This is a genomic window from Leptospira meyeri, assembly GCF_004368965.1.
Lineage (GTDB): Bacteria > Spirochaetota > Leptospiria > Leptospirales > Leptospiraceae > Leptospira_A > Leptospira_A meyeri.
Genome location: NZ_SORO01000001.1, coordinates 2,932,988 through 2,956,317 on the forward strand (window position 1 = coordinate 2,932,988; position 23,330 = coordinate 2,956,317).

The window sequence follows — 23,330 nt, forward strand, 5'->3', positions numbered from 1 at the left end:
AAGCACTCAGTTGTTATCTATTCTTAGAAGAAGATTTCCGGAGGAAGGAATATGAAACGTGCAATGATCAATCGGTTGTCGGCATTAGGATTTGTGGCGGTTTTTGCCATATTTTTAACTGCCTGCCAAAAAGATTCTAAAGAATCTGTAACAAATGTTACAGATAAGTCTGAACAAGTAAGTAATGTTGTTGTTGCCTTTGTGAAAGGCGATGTGGTCGTGATCCGAGAAAGCGGGCAAGTAAAACCAAACTTAGGTGATGTTTTAACTTCTAAAGATACCATCGTAACAGGTCAAAACGGTTCAGTGGAAATCCTTGTGGGTGAGGACGGAGTTCTCAAGTTAAACAAAAACACATCCCTCAGCGTAAGCCAAGCGTTTGCAGCAAATGACGGATCTCGCGAAACAGAAGTAAACATGCAGTACGGAAAACTTGTGACAGTTTTACGCAAAGAAAGAAAAACAGAATCTTTCAGCATTGTCACTCCCACCTCAATTGCGGGTGTTCGCGGAACCATCTTTCTTACCAATGTTGAAAATCCATCTGCCAAAGGTGGGAACGTAGCTTGTGGTTCTGGAAACTGTGTTGTTAAGTATACAGTTCTTGATGGAGCAGTTGCAATTCGCAAATCAAACTCAGAAAACGAAATCGTTGTCGACAAACAGAAAGTAGCTGAAGTTGGAAACGATACTAAACTTTCTGATAAAATGATCAAACCAATGGACAAACAATCTTTATCAGAGATGAAAGAAATGTTGGCTTTTGAAAACACTAAGATGTTACAGTTTGAGTCTCTTGCTAACGAACTTCGAACTAACAACGAAGAACTTCAAAAATTAAACATTGGATCTTCTGCAGAAGAGTTGGAAAAAGCAGCCAGAACTCGTGAGATAACAAAATCAAAATCTGATGAAGTTATCAAAACGGCTAAGTCCATCGAAGATTCAAAATACATTAAAAAAGATGTTCAAAAAGATTCACTAAAATTAGCTCCCAAAGAGAGTTTTGATAAGACGAAATGAGATATGTTTATTTACCGGTCCTTTGTTTTTTAGTCGGTTATTGTTCTTCGGTCACAAAGATCGAAACACTAAATCGAAGTTTTACAAAACCTAAGTTCATCACACCTCTTCCGGGTGAGTCGGAACCCCTTCCTTCGGGTAGAGATTACAAAGAACGACTGGTAAATAAATCCACTCCACATTTTTCACTCCTCTGGAAACAAGTTCCAGAGGGGTTTCCTAAATCCGATTTATTGTTACTGGAAGAGAAGGTTCTTTTCCCGCACAACAAACTAGGGTTGTATAAAAAAGCTCCCAAAGATCCCGATCCTAAATTTTCCGAATCCTCCGACTTGGACTTGTTATTGGAGTTAACACTCACAAAAAATGCGGAAAGACTTTCTGTAGAGGTACAATACAAAGATCCAGTTCTTTCACAAAACTATGGAAAGGCGATGTTTGTTTACCAAGAGGAAAAAGAACCGGTTGTTAAGTCTTTAAAAACATTTGATGTATTCCATGGCAAAAGACAACTCCAACCATTGACGGGAAGTGTTCCTTCCTATTTTGCTGAAATTTCCTCTCCTTCGGATGATGACCTTCGTTCCTATTTTACTTCTTCCCTACGAGGAAATGTTTCTGTATTTTCAACTTCTCCGGGAACTACCATTTATTTGGATGGAATTGAAGTGGGTAAGGCTCCCTTACTTTCTTATCAACTGATCAACGGTAAACATTCTCTTTCCTTTGCAAAACCCGGCAAAGATCCGGTAAAACGAAATATTTTGATTCGTGCGGGCAAAACAACTCGTGTGTTCCAAGAATGGAGTGATGATATTTCCCAAGGAACCATTGTCATATCCAGTTTCCCTCCAGGGCTCGATATTGTTGTGGATGGTCAGAAAAAAGGAAAAACACAATATGCCGAATCGGGAGTACCTTACGGAAGTTATCCAATCCAATTCATCCGCACACAAAATGGTTCCAATTTTGAATATGCGAAAGCGGGAATTAAAATAAGACCCAAACAAATCACATCCATTGCATTGCCCATTTCTCTAGAAGATGGTGTGGGTTGGGAATCAGAAGAGTTTTGGAACCTAACCTCAGCGTCTCCGAATTTTTCTGCTACATTTCCTGGAAAACTAACCTTTGCGAAAAACAAAGAACTTCCTTCTGGTTGGTATGGAGTATATTCCGAAGACTTGATTCCCGATTATTTGGAAGCGGAACTAGTGTTAGATCTTGTAAAAGATCTAAACGGTGCCGTTGGCCTGTCTTTTACTGACCACAATCAAAATACAATTTTAGTTTATGTAGATAAAACAGATTTCCATATTATTAAGTTTTCTTCTGAAGAGAAGGAAGCTCCTGTTCGTTCTTCGTACCGCTGGGACAAAGAAGATGAACTCAAAGGAAGATCTGTAAAACTTTCCACTGATATCGAAAAGAAACTGATTCGGTTGTCGTTAGGAAATAAAATGGTAGAGGAACTTCCTTGGAATTTTGAAACGTTTTGGAATATAGGCGTTTTAACACCGCATAATGCTCCAATTACGGGCACACCCCTTCGCGGTGTAAAAATACGTTATCCTGATATGGTTAAGTTTGAGGAAAGGCTCCAAAAATGAGACAACTTAGTTTTTTAATCTTTACCTTCGTTCTGTTTGTTGGTTGCCAGTCACGAGATTTTAAACCAGTTACGGTCAAAGATCCCGTGGTAGAAAAATCCGATGCCTCAGATCGTCAAAAAATTGAAGAGGCAAGGGCACTTGTTGCAGAAGGAAGTAACGAATTCCAAAAAGGGAATATGGATTCTGCTTTAGAGAAAGCAAAGGCCTCTATTCAAACATTTGAACTCATTGATGGTTATTCTTTACTTGGTTCCTCCTATTATCAGTTAGGTGATTATGAAAATGCAAAACTTGCTTTTGAAAAAGGCAAAAACATAGACCCTAAAAACGAAAAACTTCTCATTGGTCTTGGAACAGTCCAGTCCACTTTGGGGGAAAATGAGGATGCACTTTCTACCTACCAAACCTTAAGTCAACTAAAACCAGAAGAAACTATTTATACATACAAAACAGGGATCCTTCTCAAAAACTTAGGTCGCTACCAAGAGAGCCTTGTGGTTCTCAAATCCTTGGAAACAAAAGCAGAGTTCCCGTATCCTATCGAACTTCTAAACCAATTGGGTGATGTTTGTTTAGAACTAAAAAGATATGAGGAAGCAGAAGCATACTTTGCAAAGGCGGAAAAACTCAATCCGGAATTAAAAACTGCCAAAGATGCCAAACTTTCTACAAAGATTGCCTCTCTCATCCAACGTGGTAATGATTTTTTAGCCAAAAAGAATTATACTGAGGCTACTACCGAATTTAAAAAAGCCACGGACTTACAACCTCAAAATGGATCTTTATGGTCTTTTCTTGGGAATGCGCAGTTATTAGGTGGCAAACTCAAAGAAAGTGAAGAGAGTTTTAAAAAATCCATATCACTCGCTGATACAAATCCCAATGCCTATGTAGGATTGTGTAATGTTTATATCCAAACTCATAACTATTCTGATTGTTTAAAAACATCCAAACAAGCTGGCATAAAAATTCCAAAAAACGCCGAAATCCGCAACAAACAAGGGATATGTGAGTGGAAATGGGGAGAAACCAAAAAAGCCACTCTTAGTTTCCAAGATGCTGCTTCTTGGGATCCTAATTTTTTTGAACCTAAACTCAATTTAGCGTATGTATTAATTGATTCTGGTCGTTTTGAAGAAGCACTCGATGTTTTAAAAAAAGCAGAGTCTCATCCCAAAGCAAAAAAGGAAGAGATTCGCAAAGCAAAAGTTTTAGCAGAATCTCAAAAATACATTGCTAGTGGAGATGTTTTCCTTCGCCAAGGAAAAAGAAAACAAGCCTTTGATGATTATGGAAAAGCAATGGGAGTAAATCCAGAAAATCCTGCTGCGCAAAATGCATTTGGTCGGGCTTATTTTGCTTTTGGAGAATATAAAAAATCGGAGAGTTCCTATTTAGAAGCTTACCGAATGGATTCGACAAACCCGGGTGCCTTACAGGGACTCGCTCGTGTGTATGCAAAAACTGGGGAATCCAAAAAAGAAAAAGAATACATCAAAAAACTCGAAATCCTATCCGCAACAGATCCGTTTAGTGCCATCACTTTAGGTCGGATTGCAGAGGATGCAAGTAAATGGGATGAAGCTGAGTCCATCTATATGGGACTGAAGAAAAAATTCTCAAACAATGATGCAGTAGACTATCGATTGGGAAGTTTGTATTACAAACGTGCAGTGGAAGAAAACTCAAAAGAGAACTACACTCGTGCGAATGAGTTCATTCAAAAATCAAAAAAATATACAAAAGACATTCCTGAATTAATTGAAACCGAAAAAACAGTCGCAGAGAACTCGCGTTTTGCGGAGATTTTGCCCTACGTAAAAGAAGGAAATTCCTTCTTCAACCGTAAAAAATATTTGGAAGCAGTCACTCCTTATCAAAAGGCTTACGACAAAGTTCCTAAAGCTTCTCTTCTTGTAAAAATTGCGGAATGTTACATCGAAAAAGGTGAGGAAGAAAAAGGTCTTTCTATTTTGGAAAATGCAGTTCGAACGAACAAAGAAAATGCAATTTCCTTTAAGGAAGGGATCTACTCGTTTTATTATAAAAAAGGTGAACTCAAAAGAGCAGAGGACGGCTTTTACGATATTCTAAAAGAAAAGCCAGATTCTTATTACGCCTATTATATGTTGGGACTCGTCACAATGAAACGCAAAAACTACGAAGCGGCCATCGGTGATTTTGATCGTTCTATTTTGGTAAATCCTAATTTTGCACCGAGTAATGTCGCTAAGGGTTTGGCATTTTATAAATTAAACCAACTAGAAAACGCAAAACGGGAATTCGAAAAAGCTAGAGAGAAAGATTCTGAGTTTGGACTTTCATCTTACAATTTGGCAATTGCTTACTTCAATGAAGACCTAACCAAAGAAGCAAAGTCCATTTTAGAATCAATTCGTAAGTCGGATCCAGATTTTATGGACGGCGAGATCCAATTAGCCTATATCTATTATAAGGAAAATAAATTAGATGAAGCAGAAAAAATCATTGAACATGTTCTCAAAGAAGAACCTTCTGCTGAGGCATTGTTTGCACAGTTTCGAATATTAGATACAAAACAAAAACAATCTCCATCTGATAAGATCAAAACAAAACGAAACCAAGCAAAAGAGAAAATCTTACGTGAATATGGAGAAACCAAATACGCAAGATTACTTCCTTCTGATGCATTGGACGATGAACCATTGCATGTAACCGATCTGAATCTTTCAGGAACTCCTGTTTCAACGCCAATTGTCTATCCAAACAGAATCATTGTCAATTATGGAACGGCGCTTGTTGGTTATGATCGAATCACAAAAGAACTGGTTTGGAAACAATATACATCCGCTCCATTTCAATTGTTAGTTGCTGGTAAGGAACTTGTAGGAATTTCCAATGATACTGCCACCAAAATTTATCCTGAGTCTGGAAAGATGACTTTTAAAAAACAGGTGTTAGCTGGCTGGAAAGTCAAACAAGGAACTGCTGATGCGAATGGTTTTTTTCTTCTTTTAGAAAAAGAAAAGGGTACCGACCGAAAAATTGTTAAAACAAATCCAAATTTGGAAATATTAGAAGAATGGAACGGAAATGATTTTTTGAGTTTCTCATACACAGATGAAGGAAAACTATTTGTCCTTCGTGATTTGAAAAAAGAATTTCAAATCCAAGTATTTTCCTTAGGATCTCCTGCTGATAAGGAAAAGAAAGTATCAAATCCTATTCTTAAAAAAGACGCGAAAGAATCAGCACAGATTCTTGGATGTGTCGAAGATTCCTGTTTGATCCAATTAGGAAACCAAATGTATCAGGGAACGGAAAAAGCAAAACTTTATTCCCTCGGAAGTACGGAATCCATTCGTTCTGTTGTGAAAAATCCAGAATCTTTGCTGGTCAATACGGAGGATACCGCCTATCTCTGGAAAGGTGGTTCTAAGTGGAAAGATTCTTATGCCATTCAGGGAGATTTTTATTATCCACTAGATGGACTTGTGGTAGAAGGTAGGTCGAAAGAACTACTCCTTATCAAAGGAAGAGACAAAACTCCAGTTCCGTGGAAAGGGGATCGAGACGGTCTTCGTATCAGTACGGTAACTGTGGACTAATAGCAATTCAAACAGGTATTGATACTACACAATTGATGAAAATCGAATTAGATTCTAAGTAAGAGGATTTGGTTCTTACTTAGATTGTGATGGAGATAATTAGAGGAGAAATTTTCTTCATTTGAATTTTCATTTAATTTTGGTTCGATTTATATAGTAGATTCGTTTTCCTTCGTTTCTTTTTTCTGTCTCGAAAAAGGAAACAGGGAAACCTGGTCTTTCAAACTCGTATTCTTTTTTGTCCCAAACAAATTTAGGAAACTTTCTAAATAAAGATATGGTTCTTCTCGCATAAGGGCCATAATCGGTGGCAAACAACAATCTCCCACCTGGTTTTAACAGATCATAAATTTGTTCGAGCATGTGCTCTTGCATAAGTCTGTTTTTACGGTGTTTTTTCTTTGGCCAAGGATCGGGAAAGTTGATGATGATCTCGTCAAAAATTTCTTTCTCTAACAATTCATCGAAAAACCACTGGAAGTTGACGGTCATATAGCGGATATTCGTAAGACCCAGCGTTTGCCGTTGTTTTTCGGTGTGGATGATTCGGTTTACCTTCTTTTCCATCAACAGATAGCCTGTTTGGCGGTCATTCTTTGCCAATTCAATGGCAACTTCACCCCATCCCGATCCAAGTTCCAAAACAAAGTTTTGGATCTCTTCCGGGAAAGATTTTTTTAGGTCGATTTTTTTTCCCCGCTCTTTAGGTTGCAGGAGGTAGTCTGATTGATAGGAAGTTTTGGTAGTAAACTTCCAAAGTTTTTCTTGGATTTCTGGGCTAACTAACAAATGCATTCCTTCCGATGATGTATTGTCAGGATTTTTAAAAGGAACTAGATGAAAATAACTCTTTTTGGTGTTCGCGGTTCGCTTCCCACACCGATTTCTAAACCGGAACAACGGGAGAAAACTCTAAAGATTCTTCAGATGGCCAAAGAAGAGTGGCAAAAGGATCCTGCTTCTTTTTCGGAAGAGGAATTTTTGAATCATTTGCCGATCCCTCTTTCCCAAGATTTGGGAGGGAACACGACTTGCGTTTTCATAGAAGGGGATGGTGGTGAGAAAGTCATTTTGGATATGGGGACGGGGCTTCGAGTTCTTGGCAACCAAATGGCACCACAGGCTTTTAGTGGGGAAGATATGGACATTCATATCTTGGTATCTCATACACATTGGGACCATATCCAAGGTTGGCCTTTTTTTAAACCTGGTTATTCACCTACTTGTAATATTCACTTTTACTCATGCATAGAAAATTTAGAAGAAAGACTCATTCGACAACAACATCCTGAAAATTTTCCGGTGACCTTACAGCAGATGGCATCTAAAAAACATTTTCACCTTTGGAAAGAGTTCGAGTCATATATGTTAGGTGGCCTGAAAATCATTCCTTTTGGACTTCGTCACCCAGGATCTTGTACAGGATACAGAATTCGTGAAGGAAATAAAATTTTCTTATTTTGTACTGATGTGGAATATCGCGAAGAAGATCGCGAGCATTTACTCAAAATGAAACCACAGATTGCTGGTGCCGATCTCATTATCATTGATGCTCAGTATAGTACAGCAGAGGCAGAAAAAAAATTGGGTTGGGGCCACACTGCAGTAAGCAAAGCCGTAGAGTTTGCTGAAATGATGGAAATTCGTTCTGTTGTCCTAACACACCATGAACCGGATCATACAGATCATGAAGTAGCAAGGATCATTTTAGATGAAGCCAGGTTAGCAAAACCTGGTGGTATGCAAATACATATTGCCCATGAAGGTCAAAAATTTATCCTTTAGAATGTTAGTCGAATCTCAATTAACGTTTGTGTAGATACAATCACCAATCTAAAGAAAATTTAAAATTTATTCATTGATCAAATAATTGGAATGGTATCCTTTTGCTTCTCCAGACCAAATGGGACAATCTAATTTTAAATCTGCATACCAATGGATTTGGTATGGTTTTGCAAAAAATAACTGGATAAAAAATCTTAAAAATGACGAAATATTCTCTAAGGCACTCATGGTTGCAATGGAGCGAGTTCGTTTGACTAATAGTGAACATTTGCCTTCGTTAAAATATAAAACTTCAGTTTTTGGAATCGTATAACCAGAGGTAGGTTCTTTTTCCCAATCCAAAACCTCAGCCCGTTCCACCGTCCCTTCTAAAACTATATGACCTGAATTATCTAATACTGCCACTCGGCGAAAAAAAGCACCAGGAAAATCGGCATTCCCTATGAACCCTCCGGTAAAAATCCTATGTCCATCTTTTGTTATGGATCGGACGAGCTCCCACTTTTTAGAGTATTGGTAAACCGGTTCGTTTGAGAGGATATGTTCTAAACCTCCAACTCCTTTGATTTCTTCTGTGGTTTCTTTGTAACGAATTGTACCTGTTACTTGTGAATAGGAAAAAGGAATATCGGCTTGCACAAATTTACCTTCCTCTTTCAATGGGAACCTTCCTTTGGAGATCGGAACAGAACCACGTCTTGGTTTGTAATCCAATTTGATTTCCCAGTCCCCGTAGTTCATATAGAAGGAATAAATTCCTTTTTTGTATTCCATCCAGTTTTCCCCACTTCTTTGGTAGAACTGGCCTTTCCTAAATTCGTATTCATCAGAATCAAATTCGCGAGTGGAATAAAAAACGGGTTGGTCTTTTGGTTTTAAAAGAAGCGATATACCATTGTTATGTGATCCAGGTCCAAAATTGCTGACAAGAAAAGTAGCAAAGAGATTGTATTTTTCATTCCGGAAGGTAAAGTTCCATGCTTGCAAGTAACCTTCATCGGGAAAGTGTTGGGTTTTAAAATCTTGTGCTAGTAGATTTTCTCTTGGTATCAAGCTCACAAAATAGACAAACAAAGCCAGTCGAAAGAATTGCCGAAACACCGGCAAATCCTAACGGGAGTTTGTAAAAGAATCAAGGTTTTTCTTGGGGATTTCCTTTAAATGCGAATGGTGCTAGGAAGAGTCAAAGCAAACAAATCACCCAAACAAACGAGCGAAAAGACGGGATGTTCAGTATTGCCAATTTGTTTTAACCTTTCTCTTTCTTCTGCAATTCCATCGATATGAATCCAGGTCTCAACCTGCTCTTCTGGCAAAATTCTGCACGCCACTTGGTATTCAAAAGGCCCCAGTTTTGAGAAAAAGATTTGTACAGATTCAGGAGAGGATTCGACCAAATGCCGACGAAAGGCATACTGTTTGGATTTGGTTTCACCTCGCATTTCATAATAATGATTCAGAATTCGTAAGATATGTAAGAATTCTTCTTTTTTGGTCACAAGCTCACGCCAGAGAACTTCGGTTTCTTTCATGTCTATCGGGGTGGAAGAAGTTTGACTTTGGTTCTTAAAAAAGGATTCTCACTTGAAAAATACTTTCCCCTATCCAAGATGAACGAAACGGGCATGGTCACGGAGATATTAGAAATATTCTGGAAAGAGAAACTCCGGTTTGCCCAATATTGTTTTGATGAATTGGCACCTTTAGATGCCAAAGCCTTTGCAGAAAAAAGAACCAGAGGAAAATCTGCTGAATGGACTCTCCAGCAGATGATTTCTTACGATCGCAATTTTAGTTTTTTCCTTCCTCTCTCATTACGAATCAGCGGATTTTTCTTTTTTACAACATTTAAGGATCAGGACATTGAAAAGGATCTTGAAGCTATCAGGGATCGGTATACCCCCCCGGCATTTCCGCCTCATTTTTGGGAAATTCAGATTTCCAATGCAACGGATCTAAAAATCAAAGCGACCAATCCAGTGGTGAAAGGACAATGTGAATCTTGGAAAGAGGTTCTTGTCCAATTGGAAGCAAAACTTTCCGGAATTTCTGAACGAGATGCTTATAGAAAAAGATATACATCCCTTACGGGAATTCATACCATTTCAGGAGCGATCAATAATTCTACTGAGTTTTGTCACTACCTTTGGAATTTACATATGGTGAATTCCACATAAACGTATTTATGCGAATCAAAAATTGAATGAGTTTAGGAGAAATCAATGGGAAAAATTAAAGTAAAAACACCGCTTGTTGAGTTAGACGGCGATGAAATGACAAGAATTATCTGGAAAGAAATTAAAGATCGTTTCATTCACCCTTATTTAGACATCACTCTAGAATATTATGACTTAGGTGTAGAATACCGTGACAAAACAGATGACCAAGTCACTGTAGATTCTGCTAACGCGATCAAAAAACATGGTGTAGGTGTTAAATGTGCAACCATCACTCCAAACGCTGACCGAGTCAAAGAATATAACTTAAAACAAGAGTGGAAATCACCTAACGGAACCATTCGAGCCATCCTTGATGGAACTGTTTTCCGTAAACCAATTATTATCAAAAATATCCCAGCAGCGGTAAACTCTTGGAAAAAACCAATCGCAATTGGAAGACATGCTTACGGTGATATTTACCGTGATGTGGAAATCCTTGTTGATGGCCCAGGAAAAGTGGAACTCGTTTACACAGATGCTTCTGGAAAAGAAAAACAAAGACTACTTGTAAACGACTTTAAAGGTGCAGGTGTTGCTCTTGCAATGCATAACTTAGATGAGTCCATCAAATCGTTTGCAAAGGCATGTTTTACTTACGCATTGTCTGAAAAAATCAGCATCTGGTTTGCAACGAAAGATACCATCTCTAAAAAATACCATGCTCGATTCCGTGATATCTTTGATAATATGGCAAAAGAACAAGAAGCAGCTATGAAAGCTGCAGGTATTACTTATAGTTACTACCTCATTGATGATGCAGTTGCGCAAATCATGAAAAACGAAGGTGGACAACTTTGGGCCATGATGAACTACGACGGCGACGTTATGAGTGATATGGTTGCTTCTGGGTTTGGTTCCCTTGGTCTTATGACTTCTGTTCTTGTGTCTCCAGACGGAAAATATGAATACGAAGCAGCGCATGGAACTGTGACTCGCCACTACCGTAAATACCAAAAAAGAGAAACCACTTCTACAAACTCAGTGGCTTCTATTTTTGCTTGGACAGGTGCTCTTGCGAAACGTGGGGAACTGGATGGAACACCAGAACTCGTAAACTTTGCACTCAAATTGGAAGAAGCAATCATCGAAACCATCGAAGGTGGTGAGATGACAAAAGACTTACTTTCTCTTTCTACAGCAGCTACCAAAAAAGAATTGGATACTTTCCAATTTATGGAAGCTGTACAAAAACGATTGGATTCTAAACTTAAATAAGTTTGGAGTCTTTCATACCCTGTCTTTTGGCAGGGTAGGTTTATCGTTATAATCCCTTCTCTTTTTCCTCTTTTCTCCTGAATCAAATATTTCCTTGCAAATGGTACGGATGATCGTATATTCAATCTCCTTAATGCATAATATAATAAGAGAGCAATAAAATTTTGTAGATATAATTTTTGGTAAGTTTTGATTCATGTGCTCAGTGTAAAAATTAAACAGAAGGTGACTCACTTAAGTTAACTTTGGAAGTCAAATAAGAAAATGATCGCTGATTTTATAGAATGGTATACGAATGAAATGTCGGAAGTAAAATCTTCCGCAGATCTTTTTGATAAAGGGATCGGTTATTTACAAAGACAAGGTTTTCAGATTGTAAGAGTCAATATGGGAACGCGGACACTTCATCCACAGGTGGAATCCTTGTCCTACACTTGGGTTCCTAAAGGAAAATTAGAATATTTTGATGATTCTACAACTCCTTTGTTACATTCAAGATCTACCATAGAATCTGAAAATGGATTTCTTCGTGAAGTGCGCTTTCGATTGGGATCATTGCAGACTTCTCAATTTGTGGTTAGTCCTGTTCAATATGTAATGTCTACGAGGAAGCCGTATTATTTTAGTTTTGTAGATCATAAAGGAGAAACACGTCCTTATCCTATCCTCGATGATTTGGCTCCGTTAGGTGCAACTGGTTATTTAGCTGTTCCCATTTTACAAAAAGGGGCTAGTTATGCTTTTTTAAGTTTGGTGACGGACAAACCAAATGGTTGGTCAGTTGAAGAATGTAATTTTTTACATCAGGTTTTAAAAATCATTTCCTTACAATGGATGAATTTTATTCAGAATGAACTAACTGAATCTCTACTCAGTATCTATTTGGGCAAACGAACTGGTTCTACTGTGTATTCAGGAAAAATTTATTTGGGGGAACTTGACAAAATCAAGTCGGTGATTTGGTTTTCTGACATTCGTAATTATTCTGGTTTGAGTGAAAAATTGTCTCCTTCTGAAATTATACAGTTGTTAAATGACTATTTTGGCCTAGCTATCCCACTCATCGAAGCCCATGGTGGAGAAGTCCTCAAACTATTGGGTGATGGAATTTTAGCAGTATTCCCTTATTCCGAATCCAATAAAACATTTGTTGGTAAAAAAGTCCTTCTCGCCGTCAGAAAGTTAGGTGAAAGATTGTTTTCACATAACCAAACAAGAGCATTAGAAGAAAAACTCCCCATCCATCATGGTGTTGGTTTGCATTCAGGTGAAATTTTTTATGGAAACATTGGCTCAACAGAGAGACTCGACTTCACTGTGATTGGGGAAGCAGTCAACTTAACAAGCCGAATCGCAGGTATGTGTGGGGAATTAGGAAAAGCAGTATTGGCTTCGGAAAGTTTGGCAGAACAAATTCCTGTTCGATGGGAAGAACTTGGGGAACATAAATTAAAAGGGATTAGTTCTCCCAAAAAAATATTTGCCATTTCTGAACGAATGAAGAAAAAAATATAAAATTTGAATTTGTATTTGGTTAATGAATATTTCTGTATTTCCACACCGAGTAGACGACTCGAATGGAATCCCTTAAAAAACTAAATTTTGATCCTGGGATATCTTGCCAGTCGAGAGGGAATTCAACGATATTGAAGCCATTTCTTATTAATAAAACTAATAATTGTGTATCCCATAACCAACGTAAGTCGGAAATTTTGTGAATGGTTTGTTGATATGCAGTTTTTTTGAATATTTTGCAGCCACACTGCGGATCATACATTTGGATTCGAAACACAAGTGTAAAGTAGAATGAAAAAATTCTATTGGTAAGGTGACGGTAAAAAGATTTTTTTACGTTTCTTCCCATCATGATAATTCTTGAGCCAGCAAGTAAGTCAATCTCAGGATGATTGTTTATGTGATTCCAAGAACGAAAAACTTCCTCGGCTGGAGTAGCACCATCGGCATCAACAAAACCGAAATAGTTTCCTTTCGCGACATTTAGTCCAAACTGGATGGCTCCTCCTTTTCCTAAATTGTTTTTATACCTTAATAATTGGATTTGAGGATTGGAAAGTAGATGATTGATTTTCTCTTTTAAAATTTCGAATTCTGCAATTGGACTTCCATCATCTACTACCAAAAAATCAACAGACTTAGTACCTTTAAACGTTTTTAAAAGAGACTCTAAGAATTTTGGAAGTCGCTCCGATTCACGGTAACAAGGGATGACGAGAGAGAGATGATTTTTAACCATGCGAACAGATGGAACGGATTTCCGGATTCCCTTCATGCAATGGAATATATATATAAAGGGAAATCAAGTAATTTACAGTGTAAAGAAATTCTATATTAATTTCTTTACCGAACGATGACCCATTTGCCATTTATCCAACTTAAATAAAGAGGGATGGAAGCTCCTTTTTTGGAATTAATGATGGGTTCTCCTTTTTGATCTGTGATACTTAGGATTTGGTTGTTACACAATAAGGCAAATTTAATGTTCTTCGTATCCAATTTCCAACTCGACCCAATTGCTTTTGTCATATCATTTATAGATTTGAGTTCATCCGTTTCAACATACGGATAATAACGAACTTCTGAAGTGTCTTGTGCACGAAATTGGATCATCGATAGTATTTTTTTAGGATCCTTCGTGTTTAAAGTTTTGGTAAACTCTGCAGCAAACTCAATTGCCGAGCTTTCTTTTTCTTTTGTGAGTGAGATAGGCTCTGCTTGTTTCCATAACTTACTTGGCGGAGAAAAAGGTGGTTCAAATTCTAATTCGGTCCATTCTCCTAAATTGGTTTGTGTTTGGCTCGGCCATTGAAAGTGTTTTAGAGGAATTCCTTCATCTGGGAATTGCCCTTTTTGACCTAACACAAGTTTAACTTCTGCTTCTTTTGACAAACCTTCATTATCCTTTTGTTTTTCTTTTCTGTCTGCGAGTCGAATTTTAATTTTGTTTTTTCCTGGTGTAATCCAGTAATTGATATCTGCCTGTCCTGAGGAATCTTCATTGGATGACCCATCCCGAACATCATATCCATTCACGTTGATCTCTAAATTGACTGAGTAGTTTTTGTAAGTAATGATATAGTAACCTTCTTTGGGGAGATCGATAGCATTCGGTTTTTCTTCTCCAAAAACAGGCGGAATGCAGATGGTTAAAACAAGAAAAAGGAACAAGATTCTTTTCATTTGAAGTTCTCCAGACTAAGGTAACGGAGGATTATAAAAAAGAGAAATGAAATGTCGATGAGAAATTAAACTAGTAAATGAATTTTAAAAAGAATTTTAGAGAATGATTTAGGACCTAGTCAAGTTATAGAAATTTCTTTCCATGACGATCGAAAAAGAAATTTGTATCACAAGCCTAACAATGAAACCTTCCATATTTTTTGGCAGGGATTGGTTTGCTACAAGAAGGACAAAGAACTGTTTTTTAGATTGGCTAAGATTCCAAACAATAAAATTAAAATGAAAAAATTAAAATGCCCGACTACAGCTTCTATATTATCAGCGAACATATATAAATAAACTGCATTCGTAAGCCATTCGGTAAAAGAAGAATTAAAAAAGATGGAAGAAACGATACTGAAACCAAATTCCTTTTTTGGTGTGAACGCATATGACTCTGTATTATTAAAAAACAAAGTTAGCATCGATAAAAAAATAAATCCTAAGGTTAGGATCGGTTTTCGGTAGTTATGATTTGCTTTTTCGAATATAAACATTGTTAGTTGGTATGGGTTTTGGCATGGGCAGTGGCAACCGCTATAGCAATGCTAAACTTGAATTTTCGAGCCATGGTTGAATTGTATCATGTTATCCGCATTTTAAAGTGAATTTAAAACCAAAGGTAAAACAAAAAAGTAAATCCGAGGAGGATTCCATAGAGCCATTCATCTCGTTTTCGAAAAAGATTTGCTGCGGATTGGTTTGATGATCTTTTTTTGATAGTTATAAAAAAAGAATAAATTACAAAAAGAAAAAATCCGGAGATGGATAAATATATTTTATATTCCGGTATTTTGATTCTGAAGGCAATGAGCGTAAAAAATAAAATCAAAAACAAAATCCAATTCTTAGTATTTGGCCTTAGGAAGATCAGGGACATCCATAGTTTTTGTTTTGGAAGGGAACTTACATTTTCTGGCAAAGCTTCCAAATTTTTCCTTTGCCTGTTTTGAACCAAAGCTGTAGAAACAAGTAAAACAAGAGCAAAATGAAAACTAAAAAAAACTCTATGTAAAAAATTGAGTTCTCCACCAAATAAGTGTTTTATGGATTCTGGTGCGATTTCAGAATAAAACACAGGAATTAGAAATGAAAAAATTGGTGTGAGAAGGATTGTAATACATATCATTCGACTACTGATTTTTATATTTAAGATTCCAAATAAAAAAACAACAAGTAGAGCAGGGGTGAAATGGGAACTTTGGTTGGAAAGTTCGATAAAGAAATTTTTCTTAGAATTGGGATCCACAAAGAGAATGGCAAGGACTGTGACCAATGCCGAAAAAACCAAAAGAAAGATTCGGCCAACTTTCATCTCTTCTTCATCAATCAATTTTTCGCCTAGTTTTTCTCGGAATGGTTTATAAAAATCAATCGTAAAGAGTGTGGCCGCTGAATGTAACATCGAGTCTATGCTTGAAAAAATGGCTCCAAGAAGGCCTGCGAGGATCACTCCGATCAGCCCATATCCAAATGGAACTACAAGTACAAGCAACTTGGAAAACGCTTCATCTGGTGCGATGTTTGCAGTTTCACCAAGAGAAGTCCAAATTTGATAGGCGGCAACCCCGGTAAGGATGGAAAAAAAAGGAACGGTTAGCTTCAGTAGTCCTCCAACTAAAATTCCGAGTCTTGCTTCCCTTAGAGATTTTCCACCTAGCGTGCGCTGCACGACATATTGATTGGTATTCCAATAAAAAATATGTAACAAAAAAAGTCCGCTGAGGGCCCCGGTCCAAGGAAGTGTGGGATGGTTTGGTGGGAGATATAAATCCATTTTACTAAGGCCATCAACGCGATTTCCTTCTTTAGCAAAAAGTTCAAATATCCCACCCACTTCCGGTCTAGTGATGGAAAGGTAGGCAAGGAGTAATCCAGACGTTAAAATAAGAAAGGTTTGGATGACATCGGTGTAAACTACTGATTTCAAACCACCAAACCATGTGTAGATGGTTGATGTAAATGCAATCCAAATGACAACTTCTGTATAGGTAATTTGGGTTCCTGTATCTTTGATAAAGGGAAGAAAACTTCGGGCACCAATGTACAAAGCCCCTGTCAGTTGGATGGTGATTAAGATAAGTGAAATTCCTGAATAGATTTTCCCTGCACCGTTTCCAAATTTGCTTTGGAGGAATTGAGAGAGAGTATAGAATTTTTTACGTCGAAATAGCGGTAAAAAAACGAATGCTAAGAGAACAATTGCGGGTATTGATCCAAATTCGTAGTGGCTTTGCGCAAAACCTACAGAAAATCCAATTCCGAGCATTCCTACCAAATGGTTTGCTGAAATATTAGTTCCAAATAAGGATCCAGCAATCCCCCACCAAGGAAGGCTACGGCCCCCGAGGAAGTAATCAGAAGAGGAGGATTCTCTCCGACCGGCGTACATTCCGACGCACAAAACGAGGAGGAAGGTGAGTCCAAAAAAAAGAAAGTCGATACTTGTTATCATAACAGATAATTGATTCACCATATTAGATATTTTCTAAAATTCTGGCAAGCGATAGATTTCAGGGAATTCTCTCTTGTTTTTGTCTGAGACCTATCTTCCAGTAGAAAAACAATGAATCCGATCCCTAAAGCACCCGCCATTCGATCCGAAAATCCCGCCGTAGAAGTGTCCTGGTTTTGTGACCTTTGTAATGGAGACTATGAATACTTAGGAGTGCCAGATGGTTCCTTACGTTCTAGTTTCGAACATTGTTCGGATATCATTCGTGTGGCGGACGAACTCGGATACCAAAACATTCTCCTTCCTTCTTCTTACCAAACAGGCCAAGATACTTTAACTTTTGCCGCAGCCGCATCTCAATTCACAAAACAGATATCTCTCCTAACAGCGATTCGATGTGGAGAAATCCATCCCCCTATGCTTGCCCGCACTCTTTCGACTTTGGATCATATGTTAAAGGGAAGGCTGAATATCAATATCATATCCTCTGACCTTCCAGGAACTCAAAAAGATTCCAAAACAAGATATGAAATCTCCAAAGAAGTGATTCAGATATTACAACAAGGTTGGACTAGGGACCAGATCAAGTTCCAAGGAAAACACTATCAGTTTGATTTACCTTCAGATCCAGTGAAATCTTACCAACAAAATGGAGGGCCTCTCCTTTACTTTGGTGGGATTTCTCCAGACGCTAGGACATTGTGTGCTGAATTTTGTGATGTATTTTTAATGTGGCCAGAAACAGAAGAAAGACTTGCCGACACCATGAAGGACTTAAGTCTTCGTTCGGCTTCCTTTGGAAGGACAATCGATTTTGGTCTTCGTATCCATTTGATTGTAAGGGATACAGAAAATGAAGCAAGAGACGCCGCAAAACAATTGTTATCAAAGATTGATATAGAAAGAGCAAATGATATCAAACACAGGGCATTGGATTCTAATTCTGCGGGAGTCCTTCGCCAAGATGAGCTGAGAAAGTCTGCAGATCCTGATCTTTTTATTGAACCAATGGTTTGGTCGGGGATTGGTCTTGCTCGTTCTGGATGTGGTTCAGCCATTGTCGGAACTCCAGAACAAGTTTATGAAAAAATCCAAAGATACATCAAAATGGGGATTCGTGCTTTTATTTTCTCTGGTTATCCTTTGATTGAAGAATCCAAACTATTCGCAAAATCAGTTCTTCCTATGTTACAAACCATCAACTTTGCAGAAGCGCAAAATCGAAAGCCAAAAGGGATTCCTGTCACTCCACTCACCACGGGAGAAAGAAAATGAAAGTTCCACAAATTGAATTTCCTAAACATAAATTTTCAATTTCAAGACTTGTTTATGGGATTTGGAGATTACACGAAGATAAAGAAGGAGTTTCTCCTGAAAGAATCGTTCAAAAAATAGAAACCTGTCTTGGTTTGGGAATTGATACCTTTGACCATGCAGACATATATGGAAACTTTGAAAATGAAGAACTATTCGGACGGGCATTGGCCAAGTTACCTTCTTTAAAATCAAAAATCAAAATCATAACGAAGTGTGGGATCCAAATTCCGGGAACCAAGTTCTCCACAAAACATTACAATACATCCAAAGAACATATTCGTTATTCCGTGGAACGTTCGTTACGTAAATTACAGGTGGATCATTTGGATGTGGTTCTCATCCATAGGCCAGATCCACTGATGGATCCTTATGAGTTGGCGGAAATCTTTGAAGTTCTGACAAGAGAAGGTAAGGTAAACCACTTTGGAGTTTCTAATTTTACAATTTCTCAAGTTTCGATGTTGCAGTCGGTTTACAAGAAACCAGTTTTTACAAACCAAGTGGAGTTTCATCCCTTCCACACAGAACCTTTGTTTGATGGAACTTTTGACCAAGCGATAGAACATAAAAACCATCCTATGATTTGGTCACCTACGGGAGGAGGTCGGATCTTCTCACCCAAGTCGGAAAGAGAAGTGGCCACGGTTTCCAAACTAAAAGAAATTGCTAACGGATACGGGTGTAGTATCGACCAAGTTCTTTACTCTTGGTTTCTAAACCATCCGGCAGGACTTGTTCCCATTTTGGGAACCAATGATCCAGGACGCATCCAGTCGGCGGCCGAATGTTTTTCCTTTCCTCTCAATCGAGTGGAGTGGTTTTCTATTTTAGAAGCAGCACGAGGGAAAGAAGTAGCTTGATGGATGGGCATTTAATTGAGCCTCTCAAATGACAAAATTTTCTTTGTAAGAGATTGCACGAATTGGAAAAGATATTAATCGTTATATTGAATAAAAATCCCATATAACGGATTTTGATTCTCGTCGGTACCGGGAGCCTTGGTGGGATGGACGGGAGAGGTCGTTTGTTATGCTTTCTGAATTGGCTCCCAACCTTTATTTTTCCGGAATTTCTCTGACTCGGGATTTAGCCGACGATTTACATTCATTTCATTCTGTGGAACCTACCGAAGAGGTTTGGGAAAAAACTGTGGAGACCATCGCAAGAATTCCTGAGATCATTGCGACTTGGATTTTGGAATATCTTCCAGAATCGCAAAACTTTCATTTGTTGGCACTTCATAATCGTGTTCCATTTCAAATTCCTAAAACGGTTTCTAAATATTCGCTTCCTTGTCACCATGTAGTTGATTCCAATATGATTTTTGAAATGAGTTTGGTTGGTGAGGAAACTTACTTTCATTCTCTCAGTGAAATCATTCCGGACAAATCCTCCGCAATGTATTTAGGATATCCGATTCGATCTGATATAGGGACTGTCATCGGAGTGATTGGAATGATAGTGGAAGATAAGTTTAAACATAAATTCAAAAACTTAAAACTCATCGATGTGATTGCAGACCAACTTAGCCAAGAATTGATTCGATTCAAAAATGAAAATCTAATCGCAGAAACTTTAAACACAGCTTCGTTTGTGAAACATTCTCTCGCAGAATTGTTCCGACTTCTTTCTACAAAGTCGACGGACCTCACTATAACTTGCCGAAATTATTTACAAACAGGAACTAAACTTTTTGGTTTACCCTTAGGACTAATTGCCTCCAAAGTTGGCGAAAACTGGGAATATAGTCTTGTCGAAGGGAATGTACATGTGATTTTTGAGGGACAAAGATTTTCGAAAGAAGAATCCAAATTCTCACACCAGAATTTATCTGGTTCTGCTTATCTGATAAACGAAATTTCCGCAGCTACCACGGATCGTGTGAGAGATCATTTACTAGATTTAGGGGTATCTTGCCTTATGGAATTTCCTCTTAAAGTTCATAACCAAACCATAGGTGTTTTAGGTTTTTATGGATTGAAAAATCAAAAAATAGAATCTATCGAATTGTTCCAAAGAGTTTTTGAACTGATGGGGATTGGCCTTGCCAATACGATCGAAAAACATAATATTGATTTGTTGTCAAAAATTGTATTTTTGGAAAAGGAATCTTCCACTCTTTAGATTTGAATCCAAGTCATTTCATTTTTGTTTTGATAAAAACTATCTCAACAAAACTTTGTGATTGTGTGATTGTTAAACTTTACTCAGACGAAGAATTCCTTCTTCTTCTGAATTTAGAAAAAAAACATCTTTCCCTGAGTTCATTTCGTAGATAAAATCATTTAGACTTTTGCTGGAATAAATAGAAAAATCGCCGATGATTGCTAGTTTCATCCGGTAGTTGATTATTTTTTGTAATATGATTCCAGCAAGTCCCGTTTTTAAATCAAAGAAGTCTTCCGCAAAATGAGATAGTTTCAATATAAAACGATCACATCCAGAATCGTATTGAATTGTTGCAAACAAATCCAGAGCAGAGGATCCGTCTGTGATCAGAGTTTCGTTTGAGTCGACTACTGCGATATCTATATTATTTTTGTTAATTTTACGAACATTCATTGGTGATTCTGTCAGTTTCATTTTAAAACTATAGTGGCATTCTTCCTTAAGTTTCTCTTTAGACAGGTTGGGATCTGCATTCTCATGGAAATTCTTGGAAGGAAACGGAAGAAAACAAATCCCAAATCTATCCGTTAAAACAAACTACCAAAATTTCTCCAAAAATTGGATTGACATTCCCATGTTATATATCTAAGTGATTATATAACCAATTAGTTATGCAAACTCTCGATGCCACATTCTCAGCCCTTGCAGACCCCACTCGAAGGGCGATTCTAATGCGCCTTGCAAAAGGTGACTTAACCGTTATGGAGTTGGCCAAACCTTTCAACATGAGCCAACCCGCCGTTTCTAAACACTTGAAAGTATTGGAAGAAGCAGGACTTGTTTCCACAACGATTCGTGCACAAGAAAGACCTCGTCGATTGGAAACAGCCCCACTCAAAACCGCCATCGACTGGATCGAAAAATACCGTCAGATGTGGGAAACACGTTATCGGGTATTAGATGGACTACTTATAGAATTACAAAGCATACAAACCAAAGGAGACAAAAAAAATGGACACAAATAAAAATGAAGTGAAGATGAAACTTCGAGGCGAAACAGAAGTTGTGTTTACCCGTTACTTCGCTGCACCAAGGGAATTGGTTTTCGATTGTCATACCAAACCTGAGTTAATGAAAAGATGGCTGATTGGTCCTGAAGGTATGGTCCTTGATACTTGCGAACAAGATCTAAAAGTAGGTGGCAAATACCTCTATCTCTATGCAGACCAAAAAGGAAACAAATCCGGTGTATATGGAACATTTCGGGAAGTGATTGTTCCTGAAAAATTAGCCAATACCGAAAATTACATTTTTGACTTGTCGGCATTTGATCCAAATGCCCCCGAAGATCCGAACGCTACTTTCGAATCACGTACTTTTACTACGGAAGGTAATAGGACACTCATGACACATGTTTGTAAATATGCTTCACCTGAAGTGTGTAAGATGATGGTGGAATCTGGCGCAGCCGATGGAATGGCAGAGTGTTATTTGGAGTTGGATAAGTTGTTAACTCAGATCAACTAAAAATCACTACAACAAATGAACTTTTTCGTTGGAACTTTGGTTCGAATTTAAGTTAAAATAGAATTTGAACCTTTATCTTTCTACTCATAAAATTATTTCTTAAGTACGCATACTTTTTAGCTTGGAACTTGTCTAAGACTTGGTTGGAATAGAGTATTAAAGTATGAAAAATTCTGAAAAAATTTTAGATCTTCTTGGTTTGGAAACTTTGCCAACGACACTTGTCGCTTTTTTTGATAGTTCAGAACCAAGCGATTTTTTTAGGATTAACTTGAAAAACTTATCAGAAGTAACAGGTGTCCCATTCCAAGATTTACTCACTATTTTTTTGAAACTTGTTGATCTGGGTATATTTAATTTGTCATGGGAATACCATTGTACACATTGTAACGGGATTCCTGGCTTTAAACATAATTTTAGCGAATTAAAATCAGAAGGGGAATGTGCCCTTTGTGAAGTATCTTTTCGCAATACCCTCGACAAAAACATTGAAGTGACTTTTACTGCTCACGCTTCCTTTATCGAAATACCTGAAGTCGTTTTTTCAGAAGCCAAAGAAAGTATGATGGCAGCAGTTCGTGAAAAACGATTAAAAATGCCTGACCAATTTGTTTCAGGACTCGAATGTTTGAATAATGAAACTTTTCGGGAACTTTTTGGTGAACAAGTACTTTCTGTCCAAGAAAGCCTAGCCGTCGAAACGGTATCCTTTCTTTTCACAGATATCAAAGGATCGACACAAATGTATTCAGATTTGGGAGATGCTAAGTCTTATGATATCGTAAGGGAGCACTTCAAAATTTTGTTCGCAGCGATTGCGCGTAATAACGGAATCGTTGTGAAAACCATTGGTGATGCTGTTATGGGTAGTTTCTTAAAACCAATCGATTCACTCAATGCTGCCTTAGAAGCACATCGTGAATTTGCATCTAAACAATTAAGCCAAGTTGGATATTTAAAAATTAAAATGGGAATCCACTCGGGAAGTGCGATTGTTGTGAACCTCAATCGATCTGTCGATTACTTTGGTAATTCAGTAAATTTGGCGGCAAGAGTACAGGGATCGGTAGAAGACCACGAAATTAGTTTTACGAAACGTATCTTAGAAGACAACTCTGTACATTCTTTTTTGAAATCAAAACGCGCGCATCTTAGGCGGCGTTCGGAAAATTTCAAAGGAATCAATGGAGCAGTAGATGTTTACACACTTTCGGCTGACACCATTGTTTCTTGGACAACGTAG

The 23,330-nt window shown here is 37.8% G+C and carries 21 protein-coding genes; 13 read left to right on the forward strand and 8 right to left on the reverse strand.

What is annotated here, in order from left to right:
• Positions 1-51: 51 nt before the first annotated feature.
• The 3 genes from CLV96_RS13750 to CLV96_RS13760 are packed head-to-tail and all read left to right on the forward strand — an operon-like array spanning position 52 to position 6,223.
• Positions 52-1,023, forward strand: coding sequence for a FecR family protein (locus CLV96_RS13750; RefSeq protein ID WP_004785152.1), 972 nt, complete (start codon positions 52-54; stop codon positions 1,021-1,023).
• Complete coding sequence (locus tag CLV96_RS13755; RefSeq protein ID WP_004786046.1) at positions 1,020-2,633, forward strand: LIC10124 family lipoprotein; 1,614 nt, start codon at positions 1,020-1,022, stop codon at positions 2,631-2,633. Before CLV96_RS13750 ends, CLV96_RS13755 begins: the two co-directional genes overlap by 4 nt.
• On the forward strand, positions 2,630-6,223 hold the full coding sequence (locus tag CLV96_RS13760) for a tetratricopeptide repeat protein (protein WP_004784413.1): 3,594 nt from the start codon (positions 2,630-2,632) through the stop codon (positions 6,221-6,223). The genes CLV96_RS13755 and CLV96_RS13760 overlap by 4 nt, the downstream gene beginning before the upstream one ends.
• A gap of 129 nt (positions 6,224-6,352) precedes the next feature.
• Here the strand turns inward: CLV96_RS13760 and trmB are convergent, their stop codons facing one another.
• A complete protein-coding gene (trmB, locus tag CLV96_RS13765; protein WP_004784796.1) occupies positions 6,353-7,012 on the reverse strand; it encodes a tRNA (guanine(46)-N(7))-methyltransferase TrmB in 660 nt (219 codons plus the stop codon).
• 48 nt (positions 7,013-7,060) lie between these two features.
• On the opposite strand from trmB, the gene CLV96_RS13770 reads away from it, so the two are divergent.
• A complete protein-coding gene (locus CLV96_RS13770; RefSeq protein WP_004786337.1) occupies positions 7,061-8,008 on the forward strand; it encodes an MBL fold metallo-hydrolase in 948 nt (315 codons plus the stop codon).
• A gap of 66 nt (positions 8,009-8,074) precedes the next feature.
• On the opposite strand, the gene CLV96_RS13775 is transcribed toward CLV96_RS13770, so the two are convergent.
• Both CLV96_RS13775 and CLV96_RS13780 read right to left on the reverse strand, forming a co-directional pair.
• Positions 8,075-9,109 carry a hypothetical protein gene (locus tag CLV96_RS13775; protein ID WP_004785552.1) on the reverse strand — a complete coding sequence of 345 codons (1,035 nt, stop codon included), beginning with the start codon at positions 9,107-9,109 and terminating at the stop codon, positions 8,075-8,077.
• A 56-nt stretch (positions 9,110-9,165) separates the two neighbouring features.
• Complete coding sequence (locus CLV96_RS13780; RefSeq protein WP_004785995.1) at positions 9,166-9,540, reverse strand: LIC_13246 family protein; 375 nt, start codon at positions 9,538-9,540, stop codon at positions 9,166-9,168.
• A 78-nt stretch (positions 9,541-9,618) separates the two neighbouring features.
• Here CLV96_RS13780 and CLV96_RS13785 point away from each other — a divergent pair, with 78 nt between their 5' ends.
• The 3 genes from CLV96_RS13785 (at position 9,619) to CLV96_RS13795 (ending at position 12,957) form a co-directional block, all read left to right on the forward strand.
• Complete coding sequence (locus CLV96_RS13785) at positions 9,619-10,185, forward strand: hypothetical protein (protein ID WP_208325398.1); 567 nt, start codon at positions 9,619-9,621, stop codon at positions 10,183-10,185.
• Between the two features lie 45 nt (positions 10,186-10,230).
• Entirely contained in the window at positions 10,231-11,442 is a 1,212-nt protein-coding gene (locus tag CLV96_RS13790) for an NADP-dependent isocitrate dehydrogenase (RefSeq protein ID WP_004787430.1), read from the forward strand.
• A 264-nt stretch (positions 11,443-11,706) separates the two neighbouring features.
• Positions 11,707-12,957 (forward strand): adenylate/guanylate cyclase domain-containing protein, encoded by a 1,251-nt coding sequence (locus CLV96_RS13795; protein ID WP_004784337.1) that lies wholly within the window; start codon positions 11,707-11,709, stop codon positions 12,955-12,957.
• Between the two features lie 19 nt (positions 12,958-12,976).
• On the opposite strand, the gene CLV96_RS13800 is transcribed toward CLV96_RS13795, so the two are convergent.
• From CLV96_RS13800 to CLV96_RS13815, 4 genes are all read right to left on the reverse strand, one after another.
• On the reverse strand, positions 12,977-13,696 hold the full coding sequence (locus CLV96_RS13800; RefSeq protein ID WP_004784476.1) for a glycosyltransferase: 720 nt from the start codon (positions 13,694-13,696) through the stop codon (positions 12,977-12,979).
• 104 nt (positions 13,697-13,800) lie between these two features.
• Entirely contained in the window at positions 13,801-14,640 is an 840-nt protein-coding gene (locus CLV96_RS13805) for a hypothetical protein (protein WP_004786327.1), read from the reverse strand.
• A gap of 218 nt (positions 14,641-14,858) precedes the next feature.
• Positions 14,859-15,176: a rhomboid family intramembrane serine protease gene (locus tag CLV96_RS13810; RefSeq protein WP_243836486.1), complete on the reverse strand. Its 318-nt coding sequence runs from the start codon at positions 15,174-15,176 to the stop codon at positions 14,859-14,861.
• 113 nt (positions 15,177-15,289) lie between these two features.
• On the reverse strand, positions 15,290-17,134 hold the full coding sequence (locus CLV96_RS13815) for an SLC5 family protein (RefSeq protein WP_243836487.1): 1,845 nt from the start codon (positions 17,132-17,134) through the stop codon (positions 15,290-15,292).
• A gap of 111 nt (positions 17,135-17,245) precedes the next feature.
• On the opposite strand from CLV96_RS13815, the gene CLV96_RS13820 reads away from it, so the two are divergent.
• The 3 genes from CLV96_RS13820 (at position 17,246) to CLV96_RS13830 (ending at position 20,575) form a co-directional block, all read left to right on the forward strand.
• Positions 17,246-18,409, forward strand: a complete 1,164-nt coding sequence (locus tag CLV96_RS13820; RefSeq protein ID WP_004785701.1) for an LLM class flavin-dependent oxidoreductase — start codon at positions 17,246-17,248, stop codon at positions 18,407-18,409.
• A complete protein-coding gene (locus tag CLV96_RS13825) occupies positions 18,406-19,311 on the forward strand; it encodes an aldo/keto reductase (RefSeq protein ID WP_004784939.1) in 906 nt (301 codons plus the stop codon). Before CLV96_RS13820 ends, CLV96_RS13825 begins: the two co-directional genes overlap by 4 nt.
• 169 nt (positions 19,312-19,480) lie before the next feature.
• Positions 19,481-20,575 carry a GAF domain-containing protein gene (locus tag CLV96_RS13830; RefSeq protein WP_004785334.1) on the forward strand — a complete coding sequence of 365 codons (1,095 nt, stop codon included), beginning with the start codon at positions 19,481-19,483 and terminating at the stop codon, positions 20,573-20,575.
• 72 nt (positions 20,576-20,647) lie between these two features.
• Here CLV96_RS13830 and CLV96_RS13835 read toward each other — a convergent pair whose 3' ends face one another.
• Positions 20,648-21,013, reverse strand: coding sequence for a DUF4180 domain-containing protein (locus tag CLV96_RS13835; RefSeq protein ID WP_040917315.1), 366 nt, complete (start codon positions 21,011-21,013; stop codon positions 20,648-20,650).
• A gap of 218 nt (positions 21,014-21,231) precedes the next feature.
• Here CLV96_RS13835 and CLV96_RS13840 point away from each other — a divergent pair, with 218 nt between their 5' ends.
• The 3 genes from CLV96_RS13840 (at position 21,232) to CLV96_RS13850 (ending at position 23,330) form a co-directional block, all read left to right on the forward strand.
• The gene (locus CLV96_RS13840) at positions 21,232-21,585 is read left to right on the forward strand and encodes an ArsR/SmtB family transcription factor (RefSeq protein WP_040917132.1); all 354 of its coding nucleotides are present in this window, start codon (positions 21,232-21,234) and stop codon (positions 21,583-21,585) included.
• On the forward strand, positions 21,572-22,087 hold the full coding sequence (locus tag CLV96_RS13845; RefSeq protein ID WP_004786413.1) for an SRPBCC family protein: 516 nt from the start codon (positions 21,572-21,574) through the stop codon (positions 22,085-22,087). Before CLV96_RS13840 ends, CLV96_RS13845 begins: the two co-directional genes overlap by 14 nt.
• A 163-nt stretch (positions 22,088-22,250) precedes the next feature.
• Positions 22,251-23,330 (forward strand): adenylate/guanylate cyclase domain-containing protein, encoded by a 1,080-nt coding sequence (locus tag CLV96_RS13850; protein WP_004785704.1) that lies wholly within the window; start codon positions 22,251-22,253, stop codon positions 23,328-23,330.